Genomic DNA, 12,664 nt, shown 5'->3' on the forward strand with positions numbered 1-12,664 from the left:
AATTGTTGTATCAGAAGCGCTCAAGTTACATTTTCAGCAAACTTATAATCGCAAGACTATTTATATTCCTGGCGCCCCAGCTAGCTATTGTGATTCTGACTCAAGTTTTCATTACGCAAAAGCTTTAGGTTTAGATAAGGGACGTTACATTGTATTTTTGGGCAGACTTGTGCCAGAGAAGTGCCCAGACTTACTTATCAAAGCATTTCAGAAACTAAAGCCAATTGGATGGAAACTTGTATTAGTTGGTGGAATTAGTGATACAAAAGAATTTACCGCTTCAATTCTGAGAATGGTTTCAGCTAATTCAGATATTGTTATGACAGGAGAATTATCGGGAGCGCGTAAAGCTGAGATTATGCGGGGTGCAGGATTATTTGTGTTACCTTCTAATTTGGAAGGATTACCATTAGCAATGTTGGAAGCGATGCGTGAAGGTATTCCAGTTATAGCTAGTGATATTGCACCACATCTACAGCTAGTTGCAGCAAATAGGGGAATTCTTTTCCGCACTGGTGATATTAATGCTCTTTGCAATACGCTTGGTTGGGCTATTAATCATTTTCAGGAACTTAAAAGACTAGCGGTCAATGCTCAAAACTACGTAAAAGCATATTATAGTTGGGAGTATATTAGTGCTAAACACTTGCGTTTGTATAAAGACTTGCTTAAGCCAATGCACAGGCAAGATGCCTGTGCTACGATAGAATGCTAGGTTGTTACTACTGTACCGTTAACGGCGCCTGAATAAACTAACCCACGCTGCATATCCATTGTTAGTATTAAACCGTCGCGAATAACGCGCGTTGCATTTTTAACACCCACAATTACAGGAACTCCTAACCGCGAACCAATAACTGCGGCGTGGGAAGTTAAACTTTCTTCTTCAGTAATAATACCTGCTGCTTTACGAATAGCATCTACATAATCAGCACTAGTACCCGATGCAACTAAAATATCACCATGATTAAAATTACCAACGTCTACACCTGTATATGCAACGCGCGCGCGTCCACTCACTGAACCTTGCCCTAGTCCAATACCATGACCAAGTACTGATGTTACAACTTCAACTTTAATTAAATCGGTGGAACCAGAAACTCCTTGTAATGTTCCAGCTGTCATTACAACTAAATCACCTTCAGCTACTAAGTTATTCTCTAATGCCACATTTAGCGCTGCTTGGAAAGTTTGACCGGTGGAAGGTAATTCTAATACGAGTAACGGTTTGACACCCCATACCATTTGTAACTGACGAGCGACATTAACATGAGGAGTAATAGCCAAAATTGGTGTTTGCGGACGGAATTTAGAAACGTTACGTGCCGTTGCTCCAGTTTGAGTTAATGACATAATTGCACTGGCTCCCAGCTGTTCGGCAATTTGCCCAACTGCTTGACTGATCGCATTCGGTATCGAACGACGTGCATCTCTGACTTTCAAAGCATTTGCATTTTCCGCTGCTTCTCGCTCCATCCGTTCGGCTATCCGTGCCATTGTTGCTACTGCTTCTACAGGAAATTTACCTACAGCGGTTTCGTTCGAGAGCATGACGGCATCAGTACCGTCTAAAATAGCATTTGCTACGTCAGAAACTTCCGCTCGCGTTGGACGGGGGTTATTGACCATGCTATCCAGCATCTGGGTAGCTGTAATAATTGGAATGCCCAAACGGTTAGCAGTGGCAATTAAACGTTTTTGTAATACTGGCACATCTTCAGCAGGTAATTCAACACCTAAATCTCCGCGCGCGACCATTACACCGTCGCACAAAGCTAAAACCGCTTCCATTTGCTCGATAGCTTCGTGCTTTTCAATTTTGGCAACGACTGGTACTTGTTTACCAGCAGTGCTAATTAATTCTTTAATCTCGATAATATCTTGAGGGTTACGGACAAACGAAAGCGCTACCCAATCTACACCCTGGTCTAGACCGAAGATTAAATCTTCGCGGTCTTTGTCGGTCATTGCTTTAATCGATAAGTAAACACCCGGAAAGTTTACGCCCTTATTATTAGAAAGCGTACCTCCAACAGTTACACGACAGTGCAAATCACCTTTTTCTCGCTCGGCTTCTTCAACGACCATTTCCACCCGTCCATCATCAAGCATAATTCGGGCGCCTGTGGGAACTTCGTCGGCAAGATAATCATAGGTGACACAACTCATAGTTTGAGTGCCAACTATAGGACGGTTTGTTAATGTAAAGCGGTCGCCTTTAGCCAGCACTATTGACCCATTCTCAAATTTACCCAAGCGAATTTTAGGACCCTGTAAGTCCTGTAATATAGCAACCGGCTGGTTTAACTCAAATGCCGTTTGCCGAATCAAGCGTATGTTACGCTGATGGTCTGCATGAGAACCATGAGAGAAATTTAATCTAAGCGTGGTGGCGCCTGCTTCGATAATAGCTTTGAGCATTTCTGGGCTGCTAGTAGCAGGACCAATCGTAGCGACAATTTTAGTCCGGCGGATTGAGTCTTTAAATTGCATAGAGGGTAATAGAAAGGGAGCTATCTGGGAATCATCATAAAATTGAGCGGCACAGTCTGTCTGTTAGTGTCGATAGTTTGCTCGATTGGCATCATATCGCTTATTGAGGTGCTGATGTATCATGAGATAAATTAATGTTGGTACACAAAACTTTATTCTTCGATACTTTGTGTCGTACATTCAATTTAATTGTTTAAAGGTTAAGGAGTTTATAATGTTAACGTCGGAGGCACCAAAAATACTGGCAGTCCCGCCGAAGGAATTATTAGCGCCTCCAGGTGGTTTTAATCCAACTGTACAGATGTTTCTATTGGCAGTGGGAATGATGACCATATCCGGCTTTGGTTACTGGGTTTGGGAATGGCAGCATTGGGTATGTTTTAGCTTGAATGTTCTTGCCCTTCATATATCGGGTACAGTTATTCACGATGCTTGTCATCAGTCTGCCCATAGCAACCGAATCCTCAATGCCGTACTAGGGCATATTAGCGCGTTAATGTTAGTTTTTGCTTTTCCAGTTTTTACAAGGGTACATTTGCAGCATCACGGTAATGTCAATGACCCAGAAAACGACCCAGACCATTATGTTTCAACGGGGGGTCCTTTATGGCTTATTGCTGTACGCTTTTTATATCACGAAATATTTTTCTTCAAGCGGCGCCTGTGGCGTAATTATGAACTACTAGAATGGTTCTTAAGCCGCTTGTTTGTCGCGGTAATAGTATATATTTCAGTACAGCATCATTTCTTGGGTTACATCCTGAATTTTTGGTTCATCCCATCAGCAGTTGTAGGCGTAACATTAGGTTTATTCTTCGATTATTTACCACATCGCCCATTTGACCAGCGAGACCGCTGGAAAAATGCGCGCGTTTATGCTAGCCCTATAATCAACATTTTAATTTTGGGACAGAACTATCACCTTGTTCATCACCTTTGGCCTTCAGTACCCTGGTATAAATATCAACCAACTTATTATTTAATGAAGCCTAAACTGGATGAAAAAGGTTCACCTCAATCATTAGGATTACTTAACAAAAAAGACTTCTTAGGATTTTTGTATGATATTTTCTTAGGAATTCGATTTCATCATAAACACTAGTGGTTCATGTCATTAAATTTGGGGAATGTAGAGACGTTACATGTAACGTCTCTACAAGGTTTTGTTATTTACGTAACACACCATAATTAATGACATAAACCACTAGTACAGCAAGGCAAAAGTAAAAAGTCACTCATGCAAAAGAAAGAAAGCTTATAAAATCGACTTTTCAGCCATTTGAAATGGTAGCTTTATTTATGCTGTGATGTACTAGGTTATTAAAACTGGTGGGTTGTTTGCAACTCTTGATGACGGATGTAACGGCGCCAGTTATTGGTTACAAACGCCTAAAGTAGTTATTAACGCATCCGTTACATCCGTTTATCATCCGTTGCCAATATTTCTACCTTCAAATTTCTGTAGAGATGCTAGTAGCTTGAATTACCTCAATGTCGCTGCGAAATTCTAGCCTATCGAGCGATTCGGTAAAAAACACAAAACCTTTATACGCAGTTGCATATTTATAAAGTTTTGTGAAGAAACCTTCGGCTGTGACAATTACTAACGGTTCAGGATTTCGAGCTAGAATATTCAGAAAGTCTTCGCAGCGAACCCTAACACCTGTTCCACGGTCACTGAATACCCTACCCGAAATACCACCAAATTGAGCAACGTCGTCTCCACTATCAAACTTCATATTTTCTTAAGTATTAGCATGGCTATACACATGCATTCTAGACTTTTGATTTAATAGTTGAATGTGATGCTTGTAACGACTGAGGTAAACTCCAATCAGGTCTGAGGTTAGCAGCTTTTCGCAGGTAAGTATGATGAATGGGAGTAGAGGCTTTTGTATAAACGTGAATTAGAAATCGGATACAACGCTCTAAGCTACCTTCAACATACATTTGCTGCACATCAAGCATTGGCACGGAGTCCCAGTAAGGACGAGTTCTGGCAATTGCAGCTGGATAGATTGCGTCTAAATCACGTGTTACTGAAAAAGTAACGCTAATAATATCAGTAGGACGTAAATGATTACGTTCTTCAAGTTCGTTCAGAAGTTCCGTAACAGCTTCGTGCATTGCTTCAACTGTATTTTCTGATACTGTTGTTGCGCCACGTATCGCCCGCATCCGCCAGTCTGCCTCCACAAGAATATCCTCCGTTATATGAAGTAATCACTAGCTTATTATTCCTCACAAACGATCATAATCGCACTAATTATCGTGAAGACCTAAAAATAAGTAGTAATTAGGGTCGATATAGCCACAAAGGCAAGCCGCTTGTCGATATTTCAAATTCTAGCCAATTCATGGTGTTTGAAATTAGACTATTTGAAATCAAACCGTTTTCAACTTGATTGCCTGATAAAATCCGGTTTACTAAAGGCTTGCGCTCTTCCAATGTAAAGCATGTGGTCTTTTCTGGGTCAAGTCCAACAAGTTCGCATATCCAGCGACGCGCGTCTTCTTCGGTTCCCAAACGGTCTACAACACCTAGCTCTACAGCTTGCTGTCCAGTAAAAATGCGTCCATCAGCAAAACTTCTAACGGTTTCGGTAGGAAGATTTCGTGACGAGGCAACAGTTTCCACAAATTGGGCATAGCTTGTATCTATCAATTCCTGCAAGATACCTTCTTCCTGCTCAGTTAACTGACGGTCAAACGATAAAATGTCTTTGTAGGGGCCAGATTTGATAACTTTGAACGAAACTCCAACTTTATCAAGCAATCTTTCCAGGTTATTCCCGCGCAGTATAACCCCAATACTTCCAGTAATTGTACCTGGGTTTGCCATAATGTGCTGCGCTCCCATGCCAATATATACACCGCCTGAAGCTGAAATGTTACCAAAACTTGCAACGATTTTGATTTTTTCACTCAGCCGTTTCAGTGCGCTATAAATTTCCTGTGAGTCTCCAACTGTTCCACCTGGACTGTCTATACGCAGTAATAACGCCGGAAATTTTCTCTCTTCTACAGTTTTGAGAGCTTCCAACACTTGCTTACGTGTGGTGCCAGCGATAGCACCTGTAACTTCTATGCGAGCAATCTGTTTACGAAACCTGGGCTTAAAAGGCCAAACCATGAGCAGTCAAAAAACCTTAAGTATAAAAAATAGTTAATAATTAAAGGTCAACAACTAATGGTTTGTGTTGGCTGCCCATACACAAGCCTAAGTATTATGTGTATTACAATATACTATTAACCTGCATTTTACACTTAACGGTATTGGCAACATTCAACGACATAACCATCAGCTATTAAAGATTAATAACCAACGACAATCTTAATTTTAATTGACTTTTAATTTTTTGTGTGTAAAATCGGCTTGTTTTATCTTTTAAGATTCCCGACAACTTCTGCTCTCGTCGGGAATCTGACCACGTAAGTAAGCTCAAATATTTATATTTATACTTCTGTAGTTATACGGGAATTTGCATTTAAGCCACTTCACAATTCCCTGTCCACCTAACAAAAAGCAGTATAAGTTAGTATTAATTATTACCTGACAAGTTGATTTAAGAATCAAGTCTTAGGATTTGATATCGATAATGAACATATGTATCAAACAATCCGGCAACAAAAGCGCATGTTAGAGCAATCGTAATCAGTCCACGTATAGGTGCGCCGCTACCAAAGGTCGCAAGAAACTCTAAAATAATACTAGCGAGGGTACTAGTGGCAGTTTGTAAGCCAGGAATGTGACCGATTAGCGTAAAACTTGCGAATAAGGCGCCGACGAAAATGATCGGAAGCGCGAAACCAAAGACAATAGTCAGCAGTAGCGAGCGGATAAAACTAATGAGGATAGCCATCACAGATAGACTCCGTGGATTTAGTAAAAGCAATAAAGTACCTAGCCCGTCATTTACTACAATAATTGGAATTACTCGAAATCAGGCGATAATTTAAGAATCTTAAGTTTTCATTAAAATACATACATACTTTTTTCTCAGGATTTGAGGTAGATATGTTGGTGCGCTTTGGTGTCAGATGCTTGATATATCAAAGTCGATAAGGGTTTGCACCCCCTTTTTTGAAAGTGACAATACAATCCACACGAAGTTTAAATTTCTGAGAAAAGCTTTTACAACAGTTAATATAAAGTGCCATAGCTGAGGTGTTGAACGTCAATTACCAACAAATATGCTGAAATTCGCTATGATGACGGCAGTTACCTAGGCGTACTTGTAAATATAGAGTTAAACATAGAGTTGAACATTGAGTGAAACTGTATCTAAATCAGATTTAGTAGCGTGGGGTCAACGGTTACTATCGGCAGTATTTTTGACTGGACAAGTGATGGTTCATTTGTTAAGGGGAAAAGTTCACCGACGTAACACGCTTGAACAAATGGCAGCAGTAGGACCCGACTCGCTGTTTATTGCGCTAATCACTGCCGTGTTTGTAGGTGCGGTGTTTACAATTCAAGTAGCACGGGAATTTATTAATTTTGGGGCAGGTAACATAGTCGGTGGAGTGCTAGCAATAGCGCTAACACGGGAGCTAACACCTGTGTTAACTGCGGTTATTATTGCTGGACGAGTTGGTTCAGCGTTTGCAGCAGAAATTGGGACTATGCGCGTAACGGAGCAAATTGACGCACTGTTGATTTTAAAAACCGACCCAATTGATTATCTTGTTATTCCTCGTGTAATTGCTTGTTTGGTAATGGTGCCGATTTTAACACTGCTATCTTTAGTAACAGGGATGCTAGGAGGTTTAATAATCGCGGCAAATGTATATAACCTAGCTGACAGTGTATTTCTAGACTCAGCTCGTACCTTCCTTTCTGTATGGGACATTGTTAGCTCTTTAATTAAAGCCTGTTTTTTTGGAGCGTTAATTTCCGTAATTGGCTGTAACTGGGGATTAACAACAACAGGAGGCGCCAAAGGTGTGGGACAATCAACCACAAGTGCGGTCGTCACTGCCTTATTGCTAATCTTCGTCTTTAACTTTATTCTATCGGCGATAATGTTCCAAGGGCAAGGTAGTGCTTTTCAGCAAGGAGCCTAGAGAGAGTGGGAGTCATGCTCCCACACTCACTTAAAATATAAGATATCTGTTAATAAATCAGGATTTATACGCGATGACTTCAACAACAGCCGATAAACTATCTACTGTTGAACTCAAACCAAGTTACAATATACCTCTGGTTTTAGTGATTGGGGCAGTACCACTGCTGTTTGTACAACCTATTCTTGCAGGCTTGTGTACAATACTTGGTTTATTCCTAATGGTGCAAGCTGTAACAATACGCTTAAAATTTACAGCTACTGATTTAGATGTTTACCGAGGTGAAAATTTACTTCGACGCTTTCCTTACCGAGAATGGATTAACTGGCGAGTATTTTGGTATCCAGTCCCAATTTTGTTTTATTTTAAAGAAGTTAAAAGCATTCACTTTTTACCGATTATCTTTGACCCTAATACCCTAAAAGCTTGTCTAGAACAGCGTTGTCCCAGAACATAATAATTTTCTATACGTATAGTTGGTGTCCACCGTCACATGCAAATCTCCGCTGAAAATGGTGGCACCGTCTGAGTTACAGTAAATCTGAATTACAATAAACACGTTATTTGACTTATTCAAGCGTTATTATCAATAATCCTATAGTCGTATTCGCTACCCATTACCTAATATATGAACGGAGAAGAATCTCAAAACCCAGAAGTAAAAGACGAATATCTTGGGCAAACTGAGAGGCAGAGCTTTATGGAACACGAAAATCAAAGTGAAAATATTAACGAAAACGCTCTTCCCGAGTTGGCACAGTTAGGCGCCACTCAATCGCTAGATGAAGAAAGAGAAATTACTCAAAGAATAAGCGAACTAAAACAAACCGAAGCTGCACTCAAAAAGCAAATTGCCGACTTACAAGTAGTTTTAAGCTCAACTCAAACGGCAATGACACAAGTTGTAACTGAAGCGCTTTCACAACTTGAAGCAAAAAAAAGCGCGCTACAACTCTCTATTGAACAACTTGAACGCCGTCAAGAGCGCATTCGCAACGAGATGCGAACTACATTTGCAGGTGCCTCACAAGATTTAGCAATTCGAGTTCAAGGTTTCAAAGACTATCTTACAGGCAGCTTACAAGATTTAGCCACTGCCGCAGAACAACTTCAACTTGTCAAACCTCCTAAAAAAGAAAGAGTTGAAGTAGAAGAACCAGTACGTCAACCAAAATATAACGAGCAGTCAGCGTCCAGCAATATACAATTTGCTCCTCAACAGTTTCAAGACACCAGTAAACAAATTCGGCGCCTAATCGATCAATACCGTACAAAACCTGACTACTACGGTCCACCTTGGCAACTCCGTCGTACTTTTGAACCTATTCATGCCGAGCGTGTCTCAAACTGGTTTTTGACTCAAGGTGGACGTGGCGCCATTCGGACTATGGGTAGTAGGCTACAAAATATACTTATATCATCCGCAGCTATATCTATACTGCACCAGCTTTATGGGGAGAAAGTGAGGACGATTATTTTGACAAGCACGCCCGAAAGACTAGGAGAATGGCGACGCGGCTTACAAGATTGTTTGGGAATCGGGCGCCCAGATTTTGGACGCGATGGAGGGGTAGTAATATTTGAGACAGCTGATGTGGTAGCTCAAAGAGCAGATAGACTCGTGAAGGCAAATCAAATGCCCTTTATTGTTATCGATGATTCAGAAGAACAGATAAGTCTCGCACTGCTACAATTTCCTCTATGGTTAGCATTCGCTCCTGACCCGCGCATGATGCGAACTAATTATGATGATGACTATTAAATAGTTATGAGTAGAAAGTACTGAGTGCTGAGTAAATTTTTCCTACTCAGCACTCAGCACTCAGCACTCAGCACTTAGCACTCTTTTAACTTTTAATTATGGCTGTTTGGTTAAGTTTGTGTGGAATTGTTCTGTTTGTTGCTTATTTGTTAGGCTCAATACCTACGGGTTATACGGCAGCAAAACTATTAAAAGGTATTGATATTCGGGAAGTTGGTTCCGGTTCGACTGGTGCTACTAATGTTTTAAGAGCGTTGGGTAAGGGACCTGGGGCTTTTGTATTGTTGGTAGATTGCTTGAAAGGAGTACTATCAATACTGTTAGTGCATTGGTTTTTTGAATTTGCCAGTAGTCAAAATTTAATTCCGCAAACTGTATCTGGATACTCACCTTGGATGGTGACACTTGCAGGGATATGCGCTGTACTGGGACACAGTAAATCAATATTTCTGGGTTTTACTGGAGGTAAATCAGTTGCCACTAGTTTAGGTATACTGCTAGCAATGAGTTGGCAAGTTGGTTTAGCAACGTTTGGTGTTTTCGCTGTCGTCATAGCAATATCGCGTATTGTCTCACTCAGTTCTATTAGTGGTGCCGTTGCAGTATCTATATTAATGGTCTTATTCCATCAACCATTGGCTTATGTATTGTTTGGGGTTGTGGGTGGATTATACGTAATTATTCGCCATCGCAGTAATATTCAACGTATTTTAGCAGGTACTGAACCGAAGTTGGGACAAAAAAGTATTGAAGCAAGTGAGGTGCCTACCTCTACAGCAACTTAATAAAACAGGCAAGGATGCCTGTTCCACAATATACATGTATTGCAAATAATACATGTATTATAAATTATCTATTTGGACTGTTTGTACGTTGTCTGCTAGTTCAAATTGGAAGACGCGCGAGTAAAAGTATATTTCAGATTCGAGTGCGTGTTTAATATTTTCTGCGCTGCGAAACCCATGTTGTTCTCCGGGGAAAGCTACATATGCAACGGGTAAACCTTTTTGCTGCAATGCTTCTACCATTATTTCGGCTTGGTTAGGAGGTACAATTTTATCTTCTAAACCTTGGAAGAAAATTACAGGACAGGCAAGTTTTTCTGTAAAGTGGACGGGAGAACGCTCAATATATAAGTCTTTTCTTTCTGGATAGGCACCTATCAAACCATCTAAATATCGTGACTCAAATTTGTGTGTATCGCGTGCTAGTGCTTCTAAGTCGCTTACACCATAATAACTGGCGCCAGCTTTAAAGGTATCGCGGAAAGTCAACGCGCATAAAGTTGTATATCCACCAGCACTTCCACCAGCGATAGCCAAACGGTTTCCGTCTACTAAACCTTGTTGAACTAAGTAAAGGGCGCCGTTTACACAGTCGTCAACATCAACAATACCCCAAGTACCTTCTAAACGCTGACGATATTCGCGACCGTAACCAGTGCTACCACCATAATTTACATCAAGGACAGCTATCCCGCGACTCGTCCAATATTGAATGCTTAAACTTAAACTTGTGGAAGCTGCTGCGGTTGGACCTCCATGACTTTTTACCAATAAAGGTGGTTTTGAACCGAACGGCGCCGTGTAATCTTGGTTTTGTGGCGGGTAAAATATTGCGTATGCGGTTTTTCCGTTCGTTGTTGGAAATTCTATTCCTTTAACGTGTGAAAGATAGCCAGTATCAACTTTTATTTCACTTGCACGACGTAAAACAGTACGTTCATGAGTCGCTAAATCTAATGTAACAATTTCTGTAGGTTGAGTAGGGGCGCCAGCATTAAATACTACTTTACCAGGCGCCACTTGTAATGAGCCGATTTCTGTATAAGGCAAATCAAAAGTTTCTAGTTGACGTGAAGCGATATCAAGACTAGCTAACTTCCAAGTTCCCTGTTGGGTGTAACTACAAATAATTCGATTATCAGATTCGATACCATATGTACAAGTGCCTAAAATCCATTGCGGCTTACCAAATTCTGCGGATATTGGTGTTAAATTTTCAATACTATCCCCTGTAGTGCGGTAAATATTCCACCAACCCGTTCTATCTAAAATAAAGTATAACGTTCCATCTGCCGACCATTCTGGCTGACATACAGACTCCGAGGCGCCACCTGCAATTTTTTTTGTATCACCTATTGAACCATCACTTTGTACAGTTCCAACCCATAATTCAGCACTATCCCAAGGCATTTTAGGATGGTTCCAAGTTAACCAAGCCAACTGCGAACCATCAGAACTTAAACGAGGCGATGTATAAAAATCATTTCCAGAAACTAAAGTTTGTATATCGCTATTTTCTAAATTAATACTCACAAGCTTATTTACAGGCTCATGTTCTCCTGCGGTATGGTCTTCACACACGCAAATAATCCGCTTTCTGGTCGCATCTAATATAGCATCACCGTAACGCATCGCAACATCAGGAGTTAAAGCAACAGCACTGTCACTCCATTGAGAATAAAGACGCTGGTCAGCAAAATTGGAAAAATACACCGTGCCATTTGCAACAAAATAGGCGCCTCCACCATACTCATGAACACGAGTACGCACATTAAAACCATCTGGAGTTACATCGTGAATATTACCATTAGGCGCGCGTTTAACAACGACATTGCGTCCTTTCTCAGTCGGTCGCAACTCAGTCCAGTAAATATCCTCACCATCAAGTACTATTTGCCCCAGTCCAATATTTGCCCCCGTAATCAAATCAGTCGTAATAGGTGATTTCCAAGACCCGTATGGCGCTACTTTAGGTGTCATTGCTTTTTGTGTATCCCAAGATTTTAACTTTTATATTTTAGGCGTAAAACATAAACATGATAAATGTAGGGTGCGTCACAGCCATAACAATCAAACAACGAAGCGAAAATCCATCTGCTGTGACGCACTAGATCTATGCCAAAATCAGGAGCAGAATAGACTGACCCAGAAACCCCATTATTTGTCGCCAATGTTTGGGTTAAGCGATAGTTAAGCCATGCGATAAGAAGGCAACTCGCAAATTTTTTTTAAGCGTGCTGAATTATTAGTCAATGATTAGGGAACTATAAGGAAAATAGTCTCCCGATACAAGTAAGCAGAAAACATAAGAAATACTAATATGTTTGCTTATGGCAGGGCTGATTCGTTCCCTAAAAATCTTGAAAAATCAAGGGTTTCGCGCAAATCTTTATTGGTAATTTTGCTACCAAGGCGCCGATAAAATAAACAATCACACTTATATTTATGTGCTTAAAAGTCTATTTCATTGCTACCCATACTTATGATTTTTATAGCTAACCATCTTGACAAATCCGATTTGAGAGGGAATGAAACAGCCCTGCCTTATTAAGGGGGG

Annotated in this window: 12 protein-coding genes; 6 read left to right on the forward strand and 6 right to left on the reverse strand. The window is 40.7% G+C overall.

Annotation, left to right across the window (positions count from 1 at the left end; translation table 11 throughout):
- Positions 1 to 715 (forward strand): glycosyltransferase family 4 protein (locus AC2JBO_RS36360; protein WP_496958501.1); only part of this gene is annotated, 715 nt, incomplete at its 5' end.
- Here AC2JBO_RS36360 and pyk read toward each other — a convergent pair.
- The gene (pyk, locus tag AC2JBO_RS36365; protein ID WP_496958502.1) at positions 712 to 2,493 is read right to left on the reverse strand and encodes a pyruvate kinase; all 1,782 of its coding nucleotides are present in this window, start codon (positions 2,491 to 2,493) and stop codon (positions 712 to 714) included. The genes AC2JBO_RS36360 and pyk overlap by 4 nt on opposite strands.
- Before the next feature lie 214 nt (positions 2,494 to 2,707).
- Between pyk and crtR the strand changes: the two genes are divergently transcribed.
- Positions 2,708 to 3,595, forward strand: coding sequence for a beta-carotene hydroxylase (gene crtR, locus AC2JBO_RS36370; RefSeq protein WP_496958503.1), 888 nt, complete (start codon positions 2,708 to 2,710; stop codon positions 3,593 to 3,595).
- A 349-nt stretch (positions 3,596 to 3,944) separates the two neighbouring features.
- On the opposite strand, the gene AC2JBO_RS36375 is transcribed toward crtR, so the two are convergent.
- The 4 genes from AC2JBO_RS36375 to AC2JBO_RS36390 form a co-directional block, all read right to left on the reverse strand.
- Entirely contained in the window at positions 3,945 to 4,232 is a 288-nt protein-coding gene (locus AC2JBO_RS36375; protein WP_496958504.1) for a hypothetical protein, read from the reverse strand.
- Positions 4,233 to 4,269: 37 nt separating this feature from the next.
- Complete coding sequence (gene aroH, locus AC2JBO_RS36380; protein WP_496958512.1) at positions 4,270 to 4,671, reverse strand: chorismate mutase; 402 nt, start codon at positions 4,669 to 4,671, stop codon at positions 4,270 to 4,272.
- A gap of 118 nt (positions 4,672 to 4,789) precedes the next feature.
- The gene (sppA, locus tag AC2JBO_RS36385) at positions 4,790 to 5,626 is read right to left on the reverse strand and encodes a signal peptide peptidase SppA (RefSeq protein ID WP_496958505.1); all 837 of its coding nucleotides are present in this window, start codon (positions 5,624 to 5,626) and stop codon (positions 4,790 to 4,792) included.
- 433 nt (positions 5,627 to 6,059) lie between these two features.
- Entirely contained in the window at positions 6,060 to 6,356 is a 297-nt protein-coding gene (locus AC2JBO_RS36390) for a hypothetical protein (RefSeq protein ID WP_496958506.1), read from the reverse strand.
- A gap of 406 nt (positions 6,357 to 6,762) precedes the next feature.
- On the opposite strand from AC2JBO_RS36390, the gene AC2JBO_RS36395 reads away from it, so the two are divergent.
- The 4 genes from AC2JBO_RS36395 to plsY all read left to right on the forward strand — a co-directional run bounded on the left by AC2JBO_RS36395 (position 6,763) and on the right by plsY (position 10,107).
- Positions 6,763 to 7,560: an MlaE family lipid ABC transporter permease subunit gene (locus tag AC2JBO_RS36395; protein ID WP_496958507.1), complete on the forward strand. Its 798-nt coding sequence runs from the start codon at positions 6,763 to 6,765 to the stop codon at positions 7,558 to 7,560.
- A 73-nt stretch (positions 7,561 to 7,633) separates the two neighbouring features.
- On the forward strand, positions 7,634 to 8,017 hold the full coding sequence (locus AC2JBO_RS36400; RefSeq protein ID WP_496958508.1) for a DUF3119 family protein: 384 nt from the start codon (positions 7,634 to 7,636) through the stop codon (positions 8,015 to 8,017).
- Positions 8,018 to 8,188: 171 nt separating this feature from the next.
- On the forward strand, positions 8,189 to 9,322 hold the full coding sequence (locus AC2JBO_RS36405) for a DUF3086 domain-containing protein (protein ID WP_496958509.1): 1,134 nt from the start codon (positions 8,189 to 8,191) through the stop codon (positions 9,320 to 9,322).
- Between the two features lie 98 nt (positions 9,323 to 9,420).
- Positions 9,421 to 10,107 (forward strand): glycerol-3-phosphate 1-O-acyltransferase PlsY, encoded by a 687-nt coding sequence (gene plsY / locus AC2JBO_RS36410; protein ID WP_496958510.1) that lies wholly within the window; start codon positions 9,421 to 9,423, stop codon positions 10,105 to 10,107.
- A 57-nt stretch (positions 10,108 to 10,164) separates the two neighbouring features.
- On the opposite strand, the gene AC2JBO_RS36415 is transcribed toward plsY, so the two are convergent.
- The gene (locus AC2JBO_RS36415) at positions 10,165 to 12,087 is read right to left on the reverse strand and encodes a S9 family peptidase (protein ID WP_496958511.1); all 1,923 of its coding nucleotides are present in this window, start codon (positions 12,085 to 12,087) and stop codon (positions 10,165 to 10,167) included.
- Positions 12,088 to 12,664 lie beyond the last annotated feature (577 nt).

The sequence above is a fragment of the Calothrix sp. CBUCES-K 9914 genome (assembly GCF_059640475.1).